Genomic DNA, 19,304 nt, shown 5'->3' on the forward strand with positions numbered 1-19,304 from the left:
GTGAATGGTCTTTTATTCCATTGTAACAAATTATGGAAAAAATATGTGCTGTTTCTTTTATTTTTATCCGGTAAAATTGGCGATAAATCAGCTGTTAAACGATTGCGAGGTCTTATAAAAAGCGTTATGACAATGAAGTACTTGTCATAACGCTTGTATATTTGTAAAAAAAGAATACTTATTTACATGTAAACAAATTATTGCTTTACTTTTTCTAAATTCGCAACGGTTCCACCGTCAACACGTAAGTCAATTCCTGAAATATAGGACGCATCATCGCTTAATAGGAATGCAACAGCTGTGGCGATTTCACTTGCTTCACCTTCACGTTGTAGCGGTGTTAGCTCAAGCATCGTTTGCATTTCTTTTTGCTGTGACGCTTCCTGGCGACCCATTGGTGTATTGATTGTGCGTGGAGACCTACGAATTTCTGCAAATTGTGGGTAAGTTAATGAAAACTGGGCCGAGCGTGTGGATGCACGAATTGAGGGGATGGAATGAGAGGAAATTGCGCAAAAGCGTAATTTCCTTCTTTTTTGTGTACACTAGCTATAAAGGATGTGAGACATATGTTAAATCGTTTGAAAAAAGGGGATAAAATTGGTATCTTTTCACCGTCCTCCCCAGCATCAGTTACCGCAAAAAAACGCTATGACCGCGCGAAGACCTATTTAGAGAATAAGGGCTTTATCATTGTCGAGGGTGAGCTGACCGGGAAAAGTGAGATTTACCGTGCAGGAACACCTAAGGAACGTGCAGCAGAATTGAATGCGCTTCTCCGTGATCCATCGATTAAAATGATTATGTCGATGATTGGAGGCACGAACTCGAACAGTATGCTGCCCTATCTTGATTATGCACAATTTGCGCGCACACCAAAGCTCGTCGTCGGCTACTCTGATACTACGGCGATTTTACTCGCGCTATATGCTAAAACAGGCATTTCGACCTTTTATGGCCCGGCGCTTGTGCCATCTTTTGGTGAATTTCCTCCACTTGTCGATGACACCTATACGTATTTTGAGCAGTATTTTTGCGATGCACAGGTCCCCTATACACCGAACATGCCTGCTATGTGGTCGGATGAAGCGGTCAATTGGCTCGACTACGAACGCCCGAAAAAGCTATCTAAAAATGAATGGCATAGCATAGGCACAGGCAGAGTCGAAGGACGTCTAATCGGAGGCAATAACAATGCGATGTATGGCTTCATTGGGACCCCTTATTTCCCGGAAATCCGTACCGGTGATATTTTATTAATCGAGGATACGATGAAATCACCAGACGTCGTTGAGAAAAATATGGCGATGCTCAAGCTCCATGGCGTCTTTCATAAAGTGAGTGCCATCTTACTTGGAAAGCATGAGGGTTATGATGATCATGGCACAGGAAAACAGCCACTAGACATTCTCCTCGAACAGCTAGACGGCGCAGCTATACCGATTTTATCAGGTATTGATTGCTGTCATACCCATCCCATGCTGCCACTCGCCATCGGGAAAAAGATTCGCGTCGATTTTGATGATAAGACAATTACAAGCATTGAAGATTGGTTTGTTAATAAGTAAAAAAATATACATGTTTACAAAAAATAAAAGGAATCGCAGCTATTGCGATTCCTTGTTTATTTAGCGTTTTTTAGCACTTGTTACTTTATAATACGTCACTTGCTTACCTTTTTTCTTAATCGTGATTAAAACAATCCCATGATTTTTCGCAATAAACGTATAGCCACCATCTTGATTTTTAATGCGGATCACATTTTTATACGTTTTGTTGCCAACCTTTTTCGTCATATTTACCGATTTCACTTCGTAACGATAGCTGTAGGCATTGCCCTCTAAATCATATTCTTTCAGCTTATATGTTTTTCCGCTTGTCATTGGAAATTTATATGCGGGCGTTAAATAGACATCTGAATACGCTACACCGAGCGAAAGATATTTATCATTATAGAGATGGGTGTAGCCACGATAATTTGTTGTTGTACATTGACGCAGGGAAGCAGGGCCACTACATTTGAGATTTGACAATCGTTTTGGTGTACCTTCTAAATCGTACGTACTGTAGCTATAACCTTTACTCGGCACATAATTGGAGCCAGCAGAAACGGTTGCTGCGGAACTTGTCATCGGTGCGATGGCTAAGGACAGAGTAGTGACGGCAGTGATGAACCATTTTTTCATACAAACACCCCTTTTTTGTATTTTATTGACTGTACCACATCTATTTCATGAATGAAATAGGCTATAATTAGGATAATAAGGGGGATTTTACGATGCTAAAACCACTGAAGCACAAACAATTTAATCATGAACAACAACCAAATAGCGATTACCACGAGCACGAATTACTCGACGTCCAGTTTACGAATACGAATTTAACAGGAAGCTATTTTAATGATAGTCAGCTTACGGATGTGTCATTTGAGGGCGCTGATATATCCAATACCGATTTTACAGGCGCTACATTTGATCAGGTTTCCTTTAAAGATGCACTGTTGACGAATACGAATTTCCATCATGCGGAGTTTCACCATGTATCATTTGTCGGTGCCACACTCACGAATACAAAATTTAATCAGGCTGTTTTCCGCCAGTGTACGTTTTTGAATGACCAGGGCGAGAGCGTAGATTTAAGCAGCTGTGATTTTACCGAAGCGGATTTTGCCTTTGAGGATATGAGTCAGATACATTTCGGTCAGGCGAAGCTACAAAATTTAAATGGCGAGGGTACACAATTTACCCATGCGAATCTAGCGGGAGCCAATTTAAAAAATGCAGACCTACTCGGCGCAAATCTTGTCGATGCTGATTTAACAGATGCAGATCTCACTGGCGCCTTCACAAAAAATGCGGTGTTTACTAAAGAAGCTACAGCTGAAGCTATACCTACCAAAGCCGCTCCGAAGAAATCCATCAAAGGCTTTATTTTTACGATGCTATTTGTTGTTGTAATTGCCCTGTTAATTTGGGAGTTTGTGAAATAGATGGGCTATATCAAGGATTTACGTAAAAAAATAGGCACCGCACCCATCATGATGGTCGGTGCCTGTGTGCTGATTTTCAACGAACAACGCCAGCTCCTTCTACAAAACGAATTGATAACCATTGCTGGGGACTTGCAGGAGGCTCGATGGAACTTGGCGAAACCCTTGAACAAGTCGCTACACGCGAAATGCTAGAGGAAACCGGGTTCACACCGCGTGAACTAAAGCTATTTAACACATTTTCCGGACCCGAACTTTATTATAAATATCCACATGGCGATGAAGTTTACAACGTTGTCACTGCCTTTATTTGTACTGACTATCATGGAACCCTCGCATTTGACAAAGCAGAAGCAAGCGCCATTCAATTTTTTGATTTGGATAAGCTGCCAGAGGAAATTAGCCCACCAGAACAAGTTGTGTTGGATGCGTATGTGCGGGGGATGGGTGGTGGGGATTAAAGTTGTATTGGGTTGGAGAGGTTGTTTGGTAGAGAAGCGGTATTTGGCGAGTGGATCGACTCCCGCCGTCTCCATACTGTGAAATGTACTGAATTTCAATGAGTGTCATAAACATTGATATAATAACGTTTGTGGCACTTTTTAATGCCTTTGAGTTGTACTGAATTGGAATGCAACCTTATTAAAAACCTTATAATACTTTGTTTTTCCTTGGTCATTCAAACCCGCGTCATTCAAGAAGTTTGTGAACTTATTGATCGTTTCAGATTTAGCTTTCTTTGTAACATGAGTATAAATATCCAACGTAGTTTTTACATCACGATGTCCTAGACGGAATTGAACTTCTTTAATTGATGCGCCGGCCTCAAATAGTAAGGAGCAGTGTGTATGTCTTAGTCCATGCGCCGTAATGTATTCAAGGTTATGCTTTTCTAAAAAATGAGCGAGCCATTGAACGGTTTTATTTGGATCCTGAATGTCGTTATTACATTTGAGAAAATGAGCTGTTTTTTAATATTTGTATTAATTCCTATAGCTTTGAATACTTTAGCTTGTTCTTCTTTCCAAGCTGCTAAATAACTTAATGTCTTCTCATCAATTTTAATTGTACGTGGATCTCCATTTTTAGTAGTACCTAGATATAGCCCATTTTTACCTCGTTTTACGGCCTTATTAATACGAACTTCATATTCATCAAAATTAATATCGCTCCAACGAAGTGCAAATGCCTCACCTTTACGCATACCTGAAAAAGTAAGAAGGTAGAATACTGCTGTTCGTTTTAAATTATTATCCATTTACAAACAATTTAGAAAATCAATAAGTTGTTCACGCGAATAAAAGTTCTCAAATTCATCATCGTCATCATCAAGATGAATCTGCTTTTTAAGAACAGGCATTTCAACAAGTTCAAATGGATTTTTTTCGATGATGTTATGTTTCATAGCATACTTCATCACTAAAGATTCATAGTTTTTTACCATTCGAAATCGCGTAAGTTTTTAAGCCCATTGGTTCACATGCTTTTGACAAATAGCTGTATCGATATTCGCAATGCGATAATCACTAAATGAAGGGAGAATGTGATTTTGGAAAATACGAATCGTTTTTAAAAATGTACTTTCTTCAACGGTATTTTCATAGTTTTCCACCCATAAGTCGTAAAGTTGGCCATATGTGTCTTTAGCAACTTTGCCATACGTACCGTTTTGATTTCTTGTTGTAATGAAAGATATGCATCTTTCGCCTCTTTCTTAGTCTTAAAGCCGCTGCGTGTTGTTGTCTTTTCTTTACCTGTTAATGGGTTCGTTCCGATGTAAATATGAAATTTAAATCGAACTTCATTATTTTGTAATTTATAAGAATGAATCTTCATGACATTATCCTCCAAGTTCTGCTTACGGAGACTGAAGGTGTAGCTAATACTACATTTTCATTTTATAAAATATTTACTTTGTGAGCAAATAGGAGGTTAGTTGAAAGTATAATAGCTTAGTTAAAGATTAATAAATATATTTAGAGTTCAAGTATTCTATATAAGTTGCTTTAATTTCTCTGTTGGATGAATATAGTATCTTTATTAGAAGCATGTCCTAGTCGCTGTTGGATACCATAGAAGAGCGCGCCAGCTTCCGCTAGATGTGTGGCATGTGTATGACGAAGCCGGTGAATGACTATGCGTCGTAGTTTTAATTCATCTAATACTGCGTTGAAAATTTTGTTAGGATAATAGTCTTTAACAATTTTATTAACGGTATTAGAAAATACGAGTTGGTTTGAATCGTCTTTACTAGGAACGCCTAACATTTTTAAATGGTTAGATTGTTTGAGTTTCCATTTTTTTAAAACGTCTAATGTTTTATCATCTAAATACAGTCGACGATCTTCAGCAGTTTTAGTTGTGCTAATCTTATCGCCATTATTATGTTTTGAGTAAGAATAGCTTCCGTAAATGTAAAGTGTTTTTTGCTCAAAATTAATGTCTGACCATGTTAAAATACGAAGTTCCCCTTTACGAATGCCGCTAAAGTTTAATAAACGTAACATCGTGTAAGTTTCAAAATCTTTTTGTGCTGCAAAGTCTAAAATTAGCTTTAATTCATGTGTTTCCAAATAATTATCTTGTTTAACATGCTTTTTCTCTAGGATAATTTCTAATTTTGGTGAATGGGTTAGTCTGGATATAATCATAACGGACAGCCATTTCAAGTACTTCCTTTGCATAATTGATTACATGGTGAAAATATTGAAGTTCGTTAGATAATTTTAATGCAAATTCTTCACAATGGCGCACTGTAATCTTAGCGACTTTCATCTCTCCAAAGAATGGTAAAATATGATTTTTAAAATAGCCTTCCGTTTTCGAATAAGTGGACATTTTATTCCAGATTTTTTGTATAGGAAATCCCAATCTAAATACACTTCATTAAAAGTTTTACGTTGACTAGTCGGTTTCTTACCTTGTTTAAATTCGTATTTTAACTTATCGATAGCTAATTCTGCTTCTTTTACAGTATCAAATGAGCTTCGTGTAACTGGATTTTCTTTACCTGTATTTGGATCAATTTCTAAATAAACGGTGAACTTATACTTAACTTCACCTTTCTTCAACGTGTACTTCTTAATTGGCGATGTTTTTTTGATACTTGTTGCATGTTGACGTTTCCCACTTATTTTTAAAAGCTATTATTTTTCATAAATTCATTTAAAGCGGATTTGGATACACGACGAATACGGCCAATTTAAGCCACTTCTAATCCCATGACACGGAAGCTTAGTAGTGTCTTATAAGAAACCCCCACATACTTCGCTGCCGTTTTCAAATCCATCCATTCAGAAGGGTAATCGATTAGTTGCTCTGTAATTTCCATATGTTCTTTCATGTGAAAAATACTCCTTTCCACTGCATTGAGTTGCAGTTAATTGAATTTGAAATATAATAACAGCGGATTACTTATATTTAAATAGAAGAATTAGATTTTTTTTGACTCTTTTTGACTTATATTGAAGGTGATTTAGGTTTGTAATCGAATGGATGATACTTATTTGAATTCAAGATTTTTTGTTAGCAATAGAAGTTGTTTGTATAGCGAAGAAGGCGTGAAGTTAAAATATGTAAATGATATAATAGTAGGAACTACCTGAAAAGGACGTGAATGAGTTGGAACAGTATACAGTTTTACGTAAAGATCTTATAAAAGAATTAGAAACTTACTTAGTTGGCCCAGGTAATGTTAATGAGATACTTGGGAAAGATATTCGTCCAATGCAACTTTACTTAACAGGGAAGCTAGTGCCTTTTGGAACTTCTTCTGATGTTGTAAATGAACGAGATAATGCGATTGAAACGCATGTTCAAGTAAGTGAAGAAGAAATTAATGAACAGCTTACTATAAAGAAAATTTTCCGTCCTTCAACAATGGGCTTTAGTTTTAAATTAAAAGAATTGACGACGGTGGAAATTGAAGCTTCATGGGCAATTTATGAAGGGGAAAATCATAAAAGAATGCCACAAATTGAAAAGTGGCAAGTAGATCTTTCAACTAAAAAAACTTCTACACTTGAAAATCTTAATGATTCGAAATATGGAAAAGTACGTTACACCGTAACGTATCGAAACGAGCTATATCATGTGAACGTATTTTTAATGAATACATTAAAGCGTGAAGATCAATATCCAGAACAAGATGAGGTTATGTTTCAATGCGAGTTAAATGTACATATACCAACTACTTATGTAGCAAAGTTTACTTCAAAGGCCGATCAATATCATGTGCAAAATGAGTTGCTATATCGTGATAAAGAAGAGCTAGCAATTGGTCATGGGGTAGGGGTAGATTGGGAGAATGTCGGTAATATGACAACTATTTATTCTACGTGGATGCCGCACTATGAATTGCCGAATGTAGAGCATTGTAAAATCAAAAATCAATCTTTTAAAATGAAAAATTTAAGTGAAGCACCTGTTGCTCAATTAAAAGAACAATTAAATGTGATTCCAGAAGCATATCAGGCATGGCTGGATAACGAGATACAAATTATCAATCAATTACCGTTGCATTTAAAAGTAGAAGCTGGGCAAAATGTGTTAAAAGTGAAATCGATTATTAAGCGCTTAGAAGAAGGGATCGCATTAGTAACGGAAAGTGAGGACTCTTTACATTATTTAGCGTTCCAATTTGCGAATCGTGCAATGCTATTACAAAGAGCGCAATCAGCAGTTGCACAAACATATCGTGCAACAGGACAGCGAACAAAGCCGACATTAGACGGTGAATGGCGTTTGTTCCAATTAATTTTCTTACTAATGAATATTGCTGGATCATCAGATGAACAACATGCTGACCGGGACATTGTCGATTTAATTTGGTTCCCAACAGGCGGAGGTAAAACGGAGGCCTATCTTGGAGTAGCGGCTTATGTTATGGCATATCGTCGTCTATTAGCGCCTAATCAAATCGAAAAATATGCTGGGGTTACTGTATTCATGCGCTACACGTTACGCCTTCTTACTACTCAACAATTCCAACGTGCAGCTGCTTTAATCTGTGCCGCGGAAGTGTTACGTAAGCCAAATGCCAAATTATTCGGGGAAGAACCGTTTAGTATAGGTTTGTGGATTGGACAAGATTCATCGCCAAATAGATTTGACGATGCGATAGAAAAATTAGAAGAACTGCGTAACGGCAAAGAAGTTAAAACTGGAAATCCAATTCAACTAATGAACTGTCCATGGTGTGGTTCAGAATTAGGACCTGAGCAATACGAGATTACACAAAAATCACAAAAAATTTGCTGTTCAAATAAAGAATGTACATTTAAACATGGTATTCCAGTTTACACGATTGACGAAGCGATTTATAAAAAGCTACCAACTTTATTAATAGGCACAGTAGATAAAATTGCACAGTTACCGTGGAAAAATAATATGCATGAGCTTTTCGGAAATAAAAATGTATACAATCGTGAATTAGGCTTTGAATATAGCGAATCAACACCTAAAGGCTATAGTAGAATCAATCGTTTAAAGCCACCAGAATTAATTATTCAAGACGAGCTGCATTTAATATCAGGTCCACTTGGTTCATTAACGGGCTTATATGAAGTAGCTATTGATTTATTAACGAAGCATAACGGACGACCGGCTAAAGTGATTGCTTCCACGGCGACGATTAGTGGAGCTGACGAACAAATCCGAGCGCTTTATGGACGAAATATGCAACAATTCCCGCTTGCAGTTCAAAAAGCGAACGATAATTTTGTTTCGAAGGAAGTACCAACAACAGAGAAACCGGGACGCTACTATGTCGGAATTTGTGCGCCAGGAGTTAGTAATAAAATCCAAGCAATTCAAACGTATAGTGCATATGCCACAATTACACGAACAGAAGCAAAATTTAAAGTAGATCCGTATTATACAATGCTGGGTTACTTTAATACGGTCAAAGAATTGGCGAGTATGAATACGACATTTAAAGATGAAGTAAACACGCGTTTAAATATGCTTGATCCAAATAAGAAGTTTAACCATGACCTAGTTGTAGAGGAATTAACGAGCCGTAAAAAGGCACAAGAAATCCCGCAACTACTTACGCAAATGGAAAAAACAATGGATGAAGAAGGCGTGTTAGATGCAGTGCTTGCGACAAATATGATTTCTGTTGGTGTCGATGTTGATCGTCTTGGCACGATGTTTGTACAAGGCCAACCGAAAACAACATCCGAATATATTCAAGCAACAAGTCGTGTAGGGCGTAAATACCCTGGACTAGTATTTGTACTACTAAATTCACTCCGTTCAAGGGATCTTTCACATTTTGAACGATTTAAAGTATATCACCAAGCACTGTATCGCCATGTTGAAACGATGAGTGTGACACCATTTGCGACAGGTGCATTGTATAAAGGATTAACAGGGACATTCATTGGCTTTTTACGTCAAAGCATTCTGGAAATGAATGCAGAACAAAGTCCAAAACAAATTTTACAATTACAAAAGGAAGTTGAGGATGCAACGGTTCAATTTTTAGCGCGTGTACAAGACGCATACGGTACAACGATTGAAGCTGAAGTAAAAGACTTATTAGAATGGTGGAAGGAATTAGCTGATAAATATAGCAATCAGAAGTTAGCTTATAAGCCATCTAAATATGTCAAAGCCTCTTTACTAAGAAACTTCAGTGAAGAGAACAAAAATCAAGATGCACGACCAGCGATGATGTCATTACGAAATGTAGAATCAGCTATTGAAATTGAGGTGTTAAAATCATGAGCCAACAAGCAGAAACGATTCGCCCTTCACAGCTTATTTATCAATCAGGCCCAGGCGCAATTGTAGAATTATTAAGTCAAAGTGTCATTGTTAAATCAGCTGATCAATGGCAAACATCTAGAGCGCCACAGGAAAAAGATGCTCGTATTACCTCCTTTTTAAAGGTGGATCATGTACGAATTTTGAATGAGAATCCAGATAAACAAAAAATTAAAGCTGTCGCATTTCCTAAATGGAAAATCTGTCCGAAATGTCATAGTATGACGGAATTTGATAATACAACGTGTTATTATTGCGCACAAAAAGATGCGGAAGACCTTCAAGAGTTGTATGCAAGTCGCTTCGTTTTAGCATGTGAAGAAGGACATATTTCAGATTTTCCGTATGAAGAATGGGTACATCGGAAAAAGCCTTGTAGTGAACAGTCAAAGAACCCACGCTTAGTACTTAAAACACGTGGTAAAAGTGGTTCTCTTTCAGACTTACATGTAATTTGTTTACATTGTAATCAGAGTGAAAGCTTAGGCAGAATTATGCACCCTGAGGAACGTGAAACGTATTCTTTATTTGATTGTAAGGGAGAACGTCCATGGATCAGTCCTACAGCAACTAATAAATGTGGTTGTAAGATGAAAACGACGCTTCGTGGTGCATCGAATGTTTATTCCCCAGCGGTTATGAGCTTTTTACAAGTACCATTAACAGCATCAAGTTCAGAGTTTGATATTCTTTATTTAGTTCAAAAAGATGAAGAAACTTTTAGAGTGATGTATGCAGGAATGCAAGAAAAAGGGATTGAAGCTGCATGTAGTTTAAAAAACATCCCTCTTACGTTTGTTTCAGTAATAAAACGCTATTTAGACGGCGAAATCACGCTTGAAGAAAGTTCTACCTATGAATCAATTAAAAAGCAGGAGTGGAATACATTAACACAAGATGAAATGAATGAAGGATGCTTTTTGTCTAGGAAGGTTTCAATTGCACCGGCATTAATTCCTTATTTTGATGGGATTTATCAAGTAGATTCTGTACCAGAAGTACAAGTACTGAAAGAGTTTACTCGATTAGATTATATTGACCGTTTCACAGATGATGAAGTAAAAACGCAACCAGTCGTTATAACGGGAGAGCCTAAATGGTTACCTGCTGTACGTAATTATGGTGAAGGTATTTTCTTTAAATTTAATGAAGAAAAATTATCGCAATGGGAGCAAAGTGAGCAAGTCACGAAGACAATTATCCAAGCATATAACACTAGTCGCGTAGAGTTTAAAAAAGAGCCCTTGGATATTTTACCGCGCCAACTATTAATGCATACATTTAGTCACGCACTTTTACAAGAATTAGCAGCGTATTGTGGCTACACAACGACCTCTTTGAAGGAACGAATCTACGCGAGTGAAGATATGTTTGGCGTGTTTATTTATACAGCCTCTGGTGATTCAGAAGGCAGTTTAGGTGGTTTAACGAATCTAGCGCAAAGCGACAAACTACTACCAATCATAATTCGTGCGTTAGAAAAAATGAGCTACTGTTCTTCAGACCCGATTTGTTCGGATGGCGAATTTGAATATCATACAACTGCTAACGGTGCTGCTTGTCATGCATGTACGTTTGTATCGGAAACATCTTGCGAGTGGGGCAACTTGTTATTAGATCGACGTACATTGATCAACTTAAATCCTAATGAGCAGGATGGCTATTTCGACCAATTATTAGAAGTGTAAGAGGTGTGACGATGTGAAGGTAGATTTAGTAGACAATAAAGGGACAAACACCCTTGCAGAAGTATTGAAAAAGGAAATTAAAAAAGGCTCAAAAATGGCTGTTGCCTCTGCTTCTTTTAGTTTGCATATCTTTCAAGAGCTAAAAAAAGCATTGGAAAAAGGTGAAACGTTTCGTTTTCTTTATACAGAGCCAACGTTTTACGAGCAGGAAATAGATAAAAATCAACAGTTGAAAATTGTTGAGAAAAAAGGTCAGTTCGTACAATTAGAGGGTAATCCTTATGAAATTCCATTACGTAATCAAATGCAGTCTAAGCAAACAGCACGCGAATTAACACAATGGATTAAACAATATGCGGAATTTAAAACGGTTTTAGGGGAAGTTGCTTATCCGAAGCAAATGATGATTCAAAATAAAACGGATGACAATATTTTTATTCAATCTGAAATCGAATTTACAGCAGATGGATTAGGTATTACGCCATCTAATCGACAAGCTAGTTATACGGTAATGAAGGAATCAATGGGCGTTACAGAAAAAATGCTCGATGAATTTGAACGTGTTTGGCAGGATGAAACGAAATCAAAAGCAATTACAGCAGAAGTTTTGCAGCAGTTAGAAGCGTTCCAAAAGGAGAATACTCCAGAGTGGCTTTATTTCGTGACGCTGTATCATATATTTTCAAATAATGTAGACGCACTTTCGGAAGAGAACATTATTAAAGAAGGTACGAACTTTAAAGAGACTATTGTCTGGAATAAACTTTACCCATTCCAACGTGATGGTGTACTTGGTATCATCGATAAAATGGAAAAATACAATGGCTGTATTTTAGCGGATAGTGTCGGGCTTGGGAAAACATTCTCTGCACTTGCCGTAATTAAATATTATGAGCTACGCAACGACCGTGTACTTGTATTATGTCCGAAAAAGCTTCGTGATAACTGGGCTGTTTATACACAAAATGATAAACGCAATGTGTTGAGTGAAGACCGATTTAATTACGACATTTTAAATCATACCGATTTAAGTCGTGAAAGCGGTATGTCTGGTGAAATTCGTCTGGATACGGTCAACTGGGCGAACTACGATTTAGTCGTCATTGATGAATCTCACAATTTCCGTAACAATAATGCGCGCAAAGGTCGATTAACACGCTATCAAAAGTTGATGCAGGACATTATTAAAAAAGGTGTAAAAACGAAAGTGCTGTTACTTTCTGCTACACCTGTTAATAACAAAATGACTGACATTAAAAATCAAATCGCCTTTATTACAGAGGATAAGGACGAGGCTCTCCAAGCGGAAGGCATTGAAAGCATCGAACAAACACTTCGTTCAGCACAAGCGGCCTTTAATCGTTGGACGGCTTTGCCGGCAGAAAAACGTACGACGGAAGAATTTTTAAATATGGTTGAGCAAGATTACTTCCAACTGCTGGATTTATTGACAATAGCTCGTAGTCGGAAACATATCGAAAAATATTATGACGTAAAAGATATTGGTAGTTTCCCAACGCGTTTAAAGCCAATTTCAATTAAAGCGGATGTAGATACCGAACAAAACTTCCTCGATATGAATGAGGTAAATGAGCGTTTAGAATCGCTTAGCTTTAGTATTTATCAGCCAATGAAATACGTGCTACCTCAAAAACGTAATATTTATGAAGAGCTATACGATACAAAAGTAAAAGATGGACAATCAACATTCAAGCAAACAGACCGAGAATTTGCGGTAGCAGCGTTAATGAAGGTCAATTTGTTTAAGCGTTTAGAAAGCTCGATTCATTCGTTCCGTCTAACATTAGAAAAGCTAGTCGCACGAAGTGAAGGGACGCTGCAAACACTTCAGCTTCAAACTGGCGCAATGTTAGCTGACCAGCTATATGATACGGAATTCGATGATGAACAGCTCGAGGCAATTACAGTAGGTAGTGATAAAGTACAAATCCAATTAAATGATATCGATGCACTGAAATGGGCTGGCGATTTACGTGGCGATTTAGCAACATTACATGAGCTACTACAAAAAGCAGAGCAAATCACGGTAGCACGTGATGCAAAGCTAGAACATTTAATCAAGCTCATTGAACAAAAAATAACGAACCCGATTAATCTTGATAACAAAAAGGTTATTATTTTTTCAGCCTTTGCAGATACGGTGAAATATTTATACGAGCATTTATCAACACGCTTTTTGGACAAGCAGCTTCATTCAGCGCTCGTAGTCGGTAGCGGGGCAAATAAATCGACACTAAAAGGTGTACGTGTGAAAGAGTTGAATGATATTTTAATCAATTTCTCACCGAAATCAAAAGAACGTCACAAAGTGGACAGTAAACGTACAGCTGAAATTGATATTCTATTTGCGACAGACTGTATTTCAGAAGGGCAAAACTTACAGGATTGTGACTACTTAATTAACTACGATATTCACTGGAATCCAGTACGAGTTATTCAGCGCTTTGGTCGTATTGATCGAATTGGTTCTACTAATGCACAAATTCAGCTCGTCAACTTCTGGCCGAACATGGATTTAGATGAATACATTAACCTTGAGGAACGTGTAAAAGGTCGAATGAAAATTTTAAATACTTCAGCGTCGGGAGAAGAGGATATTTTAGATACGTCATCAAAAGAAATGAACGACTTGGAATATCGTCGTAACCAACTAAAAGCATTGCAAAATGACGTTTTAAACTTAGAGGATGTATCAGGCACCATTTCGATTACAGACTTGACCTATACCGATTTTAAAAGTGATTTAACAACTGCTTTAAAAGCATATAAAGCCGAGTTGGCAATGGCACCAAAAGGTTTATATGCAGTTGTCGATAATGCAGTATTACCAGAAGCAAAGCCCGGCGTTATTTTCTGTTTAAAGCAGCACAAAGAAGTAGCGATGGAAAGCAATAGCCTTGCACCATATATTTTATTGTATGTAACAGATGAGGGTGAAGCATTTATTCATTATACACATGCGAAAAAAATATTAGATGCATATCGTAAATTAGCACTTGGTAAGAAAGTACCTGATGTAGTGGCAGTCCAGGCATTTAATGAACAAACGAATAATGCAACGAACATGGAGCATTACCAAGAGCTATTAAAGCAATCCATTAATATCATTAAAGACAAACAAGAAGAAGTTGGATTTGAAAGCTTATTTAACTTTGGTGCAAATACGTTACAAGCACAGCTGGATTTAGGAGAAGACGAAATCGAACTTATTTCATTTTTAGTCATAAAGGATGAAGTTGTATGAACGAAGTACAATTATTAAAAGCAATTGGATTCCCAAAAGCTACACAAATCCTAAAAACGTTGCCGTATAACCAAATGGAAAATAAGTTAAGAGAAGCTCAGAAAAAAATCATTTCTGAGCATGTTGTTGCAAGGGGCATCCGAATATTGGCGGTGATTCAAACGAATAATACGAATATCGAATCGTTTGAAAGTGAAACAGAACGATTTGACTCGATTGTATTTTTAGCGATTCATGTAAAAGATTTAAAGAAATCTTCACAAATTTATAAAGTATTTATGAGTGTCATGCTGAACCCGCTTGTCATTTTGTTCTTTAATGAAGAGCAAACAAGTTGGATCTTTTCGACACATGCGAAGAAAAAAGACGGCTACTTAATTAGTGAATCGTTGTATGAGGTGCAAGACAAAGTTTCGTTACAAATGGTAGAAGAGCAGCTACGCTTTGACAGCCTACAAAAGACGAATTTAAAAGACTTTTATGAATCATGGCTAGAAAGATTACTTCAAATAGAATTACAGGCAAGGTACAACATTTACAAGCCCGTTTCTTTGCAAGATAATTTACTAGAGAAAATTGTTGGAATGGACGCACAAATCGATGATTACGTGAAGCAGGCGAAAAAGGAAGCACAGTTAAATAAGCGTGTGGAATTGCAGCAAGCGGCAAATAAAGTGAAGCAAGCAAAACAAGCGTTAATAGAAAAGGAGCAAAACAATGGTGAATAAAATGAACGGGGAATCTTTAGATTTAACGGTACAAAATATCACTCGATTAAAAGAGTTATTCCCAGAAATTTTAACAGATGGCGAAAAAATCGATTTCGATATGTTAAAGGCAGTATTAGGTGGAGAAGTAGAAAATGAAAACGAGCGTTACCAATTTACATGGCACGGTAAGAAAAAGATGATTGCAGGTACACAAAAACTATCAAAAGGTACGTTACGTCCTGATGAAGAAAAAAGTAAAAATTTCAATAGGACTGAAAACCTTTATATTGAAGGGGATAACCTAGAAGTATTAAAACTATTACAAAAATCGTATAATGGCAAAATTAAAATGATTTATATTGATCCTCCGTATAATACGGGGAAGGATTTTGTGTACAAAGATAATTTTAAAGACGGTATACAAAATTATTTAGAGCAAACGGGGCAAATTGATTCAGAAGGAAATATTCTTTCAACGAATGCGGAGAGTAATGGCCGATTCCATACAGATTGGCTCAATATGATTTACTCGAGATTAAAATTATCTCGAAATCTTTTGAATAAAAAAGGCATAATTTGTGTAAATATTGGTGAAGAAGAACATGAAAAATTGAAATTTGTATTAAACGAAATTTATGGAGAAAAAAATCTTTTAGGGACTATTATCTGGAAGAAGAAAACTAATGGTAATAACCAAGGTCATGTTCCATCAATTCATGACTATATATACTGTTATGCGAAGAATATAGAAGCAATTAATGAAAAAGAAGTTGGTCTTTTGCCAACTGAAGAGTTTTTAAGTAATAACTATTCGAATCCTGATAATGATCCAAGGGGAATCTGGACTACACAAGATTTATCAGCTAATCATGAAGGACCGTATTTCCCAATTAAAAATCCAAACACTGGAGAAATTCACTATCCAGCAAAAGGTCGATATTGGGTTTTTAATGAAAAAGAAGTAGAAAGAAGGATTAAAGAAGGAAGAATTATATTTGGCAAACGTGGTGTAACAGCTCCAGTTCAAAAAGTTTTTTATAACGAAAAAGAGTTTAAAAAGATAAAAGTGTCTTCTATCTGGTCTGATGTTGCTTTGAACGCACATGCAACATTAGAAATAGCTGAATTATTTAATCAGCCTAAGTTATTTTCACATCCAAAGCCAGTTGGATTAATAAAAAAATTATCAGAAGTATTTACAGAAAATGATGATATAATTTTAGATTTCTTCTCCGGCTCAGCAACAACAGCCCATGCAACTATGCAGTTAAACGCTGAAGATGGTGGGAATCGTAAGTTTATTATGGTTCAGCTTCCAGAGTATTTGGATGAAAAATCAGAAGCGTATAAAGAGGGCTATCGTACAATTTGCGACATTGGCGAAGAACGTATTCGCCGTGCTGGTGAAAAGATTAAGACGGAACTTGTCGAGAAACAGCAACAGGCAGGTATGCTAGATGAAAACGTCGTTGATCCAGATTCACTTGATATTGGTTTTAAAGTATTGAAGTTGGATAAATCTAACATTCGTGAGTGGAATGTTGACTTTGACAAATTAGAAGATGAATTAGATTTACATGAAACACCATTCGTTGAGGGCCGTTCTGAGCTAGATGTTGTGTATGAAATTATGCTCAAGCAAGGTTTAGAGTTAACTTATCCGATCGTAACGTTTGAAGTGAATGGTCAAATTGTTTATGATATCGCATTCGGTAGCTTATTTGTTTGCTTATCACAGAAAATTACTGCGGACATTGCACAGGCGATTATTGCACGTCGTGATGAGCAAGGTACTGAAACAAGCAGTGTAATTTTTAGTGATGCTGGATTTGAAAATGACTCTGACAAATTGAATTGTATCGAAATCTTAAAAGATGCCGGTTATCCAGAAGATAACTTGCTGACGCTGTAGAGGTGAACTGGCATGAAAATTCAATTTAAAGATTTAACGTATCAAACAGATGCCATTAATGCAGTGTTAAGTGTATTTGAAGGACAGCAAATTCGTAAATCAGAATTTACAATTATGGACCAAGCAGCCCAAGGGAAGCTTTTTGGTGAAAAAGGTGTCGGTAATAAAATCGATATCTCAATTAGTAAGCTGCTTCAAAATGTACAGCAGCTACAAATCAACCAAGGCATTCCGATTGCAAAGGATATTGCAGGGACTTTTCCACAGTTCAATATTGAAATGGAAACGGGTACTGGTAAAACATTCGTTTATTTAAAATCGATCTTAGAAATGAACCGTAAGCATGGTTTTACAAAGTTCATTATCGTTGTTCCTTCAGTTGCCATTAAAGAAGGGGTTATGAAAACACTTGAAATGACACGGCAATATTTCAAAACGCAAATGCAAGGCCAAGTGTATCGTTCATTTATGTATGATAGCTCGCGCTTAAATGATGTACAGGCTTTTGCAACAAGTGATGATGTAGAAATTATGGTCATTAACATTCAAGCCTTTTCAAAAAGCTCAAAAAACAATGATAACATGAATATCATTTACCGAAATGATATGGATGCTTTATATGGTATTGCGCCGATTGAGCTGATTGCTGAAACGAATCCAATTGTCATTATCGATGAACCACAAAGTGTCGATAATACAGAAAAAGCACAGGTAGCGATTGCAGCTCTTAATCCTTCAGTTGCGTTTCGTTTTTCAGCAACACACAAAAACAAAAGCTACCCACTTATTTACAAGCTAGGTCCTGTTGAAGCTTATCAGCAAAAACTTGTTAAGCAAATTGAAGTAGCGGGCATTAAGCGTTCCATTGATGGTAATGAAGCTTACTTGAAATTAGTAAGTATTAAGGCAACTGCTAAAACGATTAAGGCAACAGTTGAAATGCTTGTGAAAACGGGTTCTGAACTCGTGAAAAAGGAAGTAAAGCTTAAGCAGGGCGATGATTTATATGTGAAATCAAAACGAATTGCGGCGTATGAGGCAGTTGGCTTTGTAAAAGATATTTCAGCTGAGCAAGGCAATGAGTACATTGAATTCTCAGGCGAGCCATCGATTATTCGATTAAGCCAATCGCAAAATGAAGACTTAGAAATTAAGCGTGGGCAAATTCGTAAAACGATCGAAGAGCATTTAAATAAAGAACTGAAGTTAAATAAATTAGGCGTTAAAGTGTTAAGTTTATTCTTCATTGATAATGTTTCAAATTATCGTCAATATGATGACGAAGGTAACGAGTTACTAGGGATTTATGGCCAAATATTCGAAGAGGAATATAAGGATACAATCAAATCAGCGAAGTATCAAGCACTGCGAGATCTGCATGTACCAGTGGAAGAAATTCATAATGGTTACTTCTCGATTGATAGCAAAAAGAAAGTGAAAAATACAACGGGTTCATCAAAAGAAGATGAAACAACGTACAATATCATCATGAAAAATAAAGAAGATTTATTAACGATGTATGATGAAGAAAAAGGCAAAATGAAAGCGGCGCATAAGTATCGTTTCATTTTCTCACACTCAGCTTTAAAAGAAGGCTGGGACAACCCAAACGTCTTCCAAATTTGTACGCTGATTGAATCAACGGACACCATTACGAAACGTCAAAAAATTGGTCGAGGTCTTCGTATTGCGGTCAATCAGGACGGCGAACGTGTACCTGGCTTTGAAGTCAATACGTTAACTGTTATGGCGAACGAAAGCTACGATGAATTTGCAAAAGGTCTTCAAACGGAATATGAAGAAGGCATGGAGTTTGGCATCTTCAAGCAAGATATTTTCAGCTCGCTTGTCATTAAAGTAGATGAACATACAGGGTTGAAAACACCTTTTGGTCATGAAAACTCTGAAAAGCTCGTCAAGTATTTAAAAGAGAATGAATACATTGATGCGAAAAATAAAGGAACCGTTG

Annotated in this window: 19 protein-coding genes and 1 pseudogene; 9 read left to right on the forward strand and 11 right to left on the reverse strand. The window is 36.8% G+C overall.

The window, feature by feature from the left end:
• Positions 1-197: 197 nt before the first annotated feature.
• A complete protein-coding gene (locus KTHG_RS11955) occupies positions 198-509 on the reverse strand; it encodes an SDR family oxidoreductase (protein WP_370362770.1) in 312 nt (103 codons plus the stop codon).
• Positions 510-569: 60 nt separating this feature from the next.
• Here KTHG_RS11955 and KTHG_RS11960 point away from each other — a divergent pair, with 60 nt between their 5' ends.
• Positions 570-1,568: a S66 family peptidase gene (locus tag KTHG_RS11960; RefSeq protein WP_139993836.1), complete on the forward strand. Its 999-nt coding sequence runs from the start codon at positions 570-572 to the stop codon at positions 1,566-1,568.
• A 60-nt stretch (positions 1,569-1,628) separates the two neighbouring features.
• On the opposite strand, the gene KTHG_RS11965 is transcribed toward KTHG_RS11960, so the two are convergent.
• Entirely contained in the window at positions 1,629-2,186 is a 558-nt protein-coding gene (locus tag KTHG_RS11965) for a hypothetical protein (RefSeq protein WP_139993838.1), read from the reverse strand.
• Between the two features lie 92 nt (positions 2,187-2,278).
• On the opposite strand from KTHG_RS11965, the gene KTHG_RS11970 reads away from it, so the two are divergent.
• Positions 2,279-2,989 carry a pentapeptide repeat-containing protein gene (locus KTHG_RS11970; RefSeq protein ID WP_139993840.1) on the forward strand — a complete coding sequence of 237 codons (711 nt, stop codon included), beginning with the start codon at positions 2,279-2,281 and terminating at the stop codon, positions 2,987-2,989.
• Positions 2,990-3,450 (forward strand): annotated as a pseudogene (locus tag KTHG_RS11975) (NUDIX hydrolase).
• Positions 3,451-3,591: 141 nt separating this feature from the next.
• Here the strand turns inward: KTHG_RS11975 and KTHG_RS21635 are convergent.
• From KTHG_RS21635 to KTHG_RS21255, 9 genes are all read right to left on the reverse strand, one after another.
• Positions 3,592-3,927, reverse strand: coding sequence for a tyrosine-type recombinase/integrase (locus tag KTHG_RS21635; RefSeq protein ID WP_222424349.1), 336 nt, complete (start codon positions 3,925-3,927; stop codon positions 3,592-3,594).
• Positions 3,882-4,247: a tyrosine-type recombinase/integrase gene (locus tag KTHG_RS21640; protein WP_222424340.1), complete on the reverse strand. Its 366-nt coding sequence runs from the start codon at positions 4,245-4,247 to the stop codon at positions 3,882-3,884. Before KTHG_RS21640 ends, KTHG_RS21635 begins: the two co-directional genes overlap by 46 nt.
• Positions 4,248-4,394 (reverse strand): hypothetical protein, encoded by a 147-nt coding sequence (locus tag KTHG_RS21645; protein WP_222424341.1) that lies wholly within the window; start codon positions 4,392-4,394, stop codon positions 4,248-4,250.
• A gap of 57 nt (positions 4,395-4,451) precedes the next feature.
• Positions 4,452-4,601 carry an N-terminal phage integrase SAM-like domain-containing protein gene (locus KTHG_RS21650; protein WP_222424342.1) on the reverse strand — a complete coding sequence of 50 codons (150 nt, stop codon included), beginning with the start codon at positions 4,599-4,601 and terminating at the stop codon, positions 4,452-4,454.
• Positions 4,559-4,825, reverse strand: a complete 267-nt coding sequence (locus KTHG_RS21655) for an Arm DNA-binding domain-containing protein (RefSeq protein WP_222424343.1) — start codon at positions 4,823-4,825, stop codon at positions 4,559-4,561. Before KTHG_RS21655 ends, KTHG_RS21650 begins: the two co-directional genes overlap by 43 nt.
• 170 nt (positions 4,826-4,995) lie before the next feature.
• Positions 4,996-5,640, reverse strand: a complete 645-nt coding sequence (locus KTHG_RS11985; RefSeq protein ID WP_255512447.1) for a tyrosine-type recombinase/integrase — start codon at positions 5,638-5,640, stop codon at positions 4,996-4,998.
• Positions 5,576-5,827, reverse strand: a complete 252-nt coding sequence (locus tag KTHG_RS22150) for a tyrosine-type recombinase/integrase (protein ID WP_147633105.1) — start codon at positions 5,825-5,827, stop codon at positions 5,576-5,578. Before KTHG_RS22150 ends, KTHG_RS11985 begins: the two co-directional genes overlap by 65 nt.
• The gene (locus KTHG_RS11995) at positions 5,761-6,060 is read right to left on the reverse strand and encodes an Arm DNA-binding domain-containing protein (RefSeq protein WP_186439579.1); all 300 of its coding nucleotides are present in this window, start codon (positions 6,058-6,060) and stop codon (positions 5,761-5,763) included. The genes KTHG_RS22150 and KTHG_RS11995 overlap by 67 nt, the downstream gene beginning before the upstream one ends.
• A gap of 131 nt (positions 6,061-6,191) precedes the next feature.
• On the reverse strand, positions 6,192-6,332 hold the full coding sequence (locus KTHG_RS21255) for a hypothetical protein (RefSeq protein ID WP_186439580.1): 141 nt from the start codon (positions 6,330-6,332) through the stop codon (positions 6,192-6,194).
• A gap of 269 nt (positions 6,333-6,601) precedes the next feature.
• Between KTHG_RS21255 and drmA the strand changes: the two genes are divergently transcribed.
• The 6 genes from drmA to KTHG_RS12025 form a co-directional block, all read left to right on the forward strand.
• Entirely contained in the window at positions 6,602-9,721 is a 3,120-nt protein-coding gene (gene drmA / locus KTHG_RS12000) for a DISARM system helicase DrmA (protein WP_139993846.1), read from the forward strand.
• Entirely contained in the window at positions 9,718-11,448 is a 1,731-nt protein-coding gene (gene drmB / locus KTHG_RS12005) for a DUF1998 domain-containing protein (RefSeq protein ID WP_139993848.1), read from the forward strand. The genes drmA and drmB overlap by 4 nt, the downstream gene beginning before the upstream one ends.
• A 13-nt stretch (positions 11,449-11,461) precedes the next feature.
• Entirely contained in the window at positions 11,462-14,713 is a 3,252-nt protein-coding gene (locus KTHG_RS12010; RefSeq protein WP_139993850.1) for a helicase-related protein, read from the forward strand.
• Positions 14,710-15,441, forward strand: coding sequence for a DUF4391 domain-containing protein (locus tag KTHG_RS12015; RefSeq protein WP_139993852.1), 732 nt, complete (start codon positions 14,710-14,712; stop codon positions 15,439-15,441). The genes KTHG_RS12010 and KTHG_RS12015 overlap by 4 nt, the downstream gene beginning before the upstream one ends.
• Positions 15,431-17,335 carry a site-specific DNA-methyltransferase gene (locus tag KTHG_RS12020; RefSeq protein ID WP_255512448.1) on the forward strand — a complete coding sequence of 635 codons (1,905 nt, stop codon included), beginning with the start codon at positions 15,431-15,433 and terminating at the stop codon, positions 17,333-17,335. Before KTHG_RS12015 ends, KTHG_RS12020 begins: the two co-directional genes overlap by 11 nt.
• Positions 17,336-17,347: 12 nt before the next feature.
• The coding region (locus KTHG_RS12025) for a DEAD/DEAH box helicase family protein (protein WP_139994261.1) at positions 17,348-19,304 on the forward strand (1,957 nt) is incomplete at its 3' end.

The sequence above is a fragment of the Kurthia sp. Dielmo genome, assembly GCF_000307285.2.
GTDB lineage: Bacteria > Bacillota > Bacilli > Bacillales_A > Planococcaceae > Kurthia > Kurthia populi.

Coding starts and splice junctions, on each gene's coding strand:
- KTHG_RS11960 (WP_139993836.1), top strand. CDS start 570: ATGTTAAATCGTTTGAAAAAAGGGGATAAAATTGGTATCTTTTCACCG.
- KTHG_RS11965 (WP_139993838.1), bottom strand. CDS start 2,186: ATGAAAAAATGGTTCATCACTGCCGTCACTACTCTGTCCTTAGCCATC.
- KTHG_RS11970 (WP_139993840.1), top strand. CDS start 2,279: ATGCTAAAACCACTGAAGCACAAACAATTTAATCATGAACAACAACCA.
- KTHG_RS21640 (WP_222424340.1), bottom strand. CDS start 4,247: ATGGATAATAATTTAAAACGAACAGCAGTATTCTACCTTCTTACTTTT.
- KTHG_RS21645 (WP_222424341.1), bottom strand. CDS start 4,394: ATGAAACATAACATCATCGAAAAAAATCCATTTGAACTTGTTGAAATG.
- KTHG_RS21655 (WP_222424343.1), bottom strand. CDS start 4,825: ATGAAGATTCATTCTTATAAATTACAAAATAATGAAGTTCGATTTAAA.
- KTHG_RS11985 (WP_255512447.1), bottom strand. CDS start 5,640: ATGATTATATCCAGACTAACCCATTCACCAAAATTAGAAATTATCCTA.
- KTHG_RS22150 (WP_147633105.1), bottom strand. CDS start 5,827: ATGTCCACTTATTCGAAAACGGAAGGCTATTTTAAAAATCATATTTTA.
- KTHG_RS21255 (WP_186439580.1), bottom strand. CDS start 6,332: ATGAAAGAACATATGGAAATTACAGAGCAACTAATCGATTACCCTTCT.
- drmB (WP_139993848.1), top strand. CDS start 9,718: ATGAGCCAACAAGCAGAAACGATTCGCCCTTCACAGCTTATTTATCAA.
- KTHG_RS12015 (WP_139993852.1), top strand. CDS start 14,710: ATGAACGAAGTACAATTATTAAAAGCAATTGGATTCCCAAAAGCTACA.
- KTHG_RS12020 (WP_255512448.1), top strand. CDS start 15,431: ATGGTGAATAAAATGAACGGGGAATCTTTAGATTTAACGGTACAAAAT.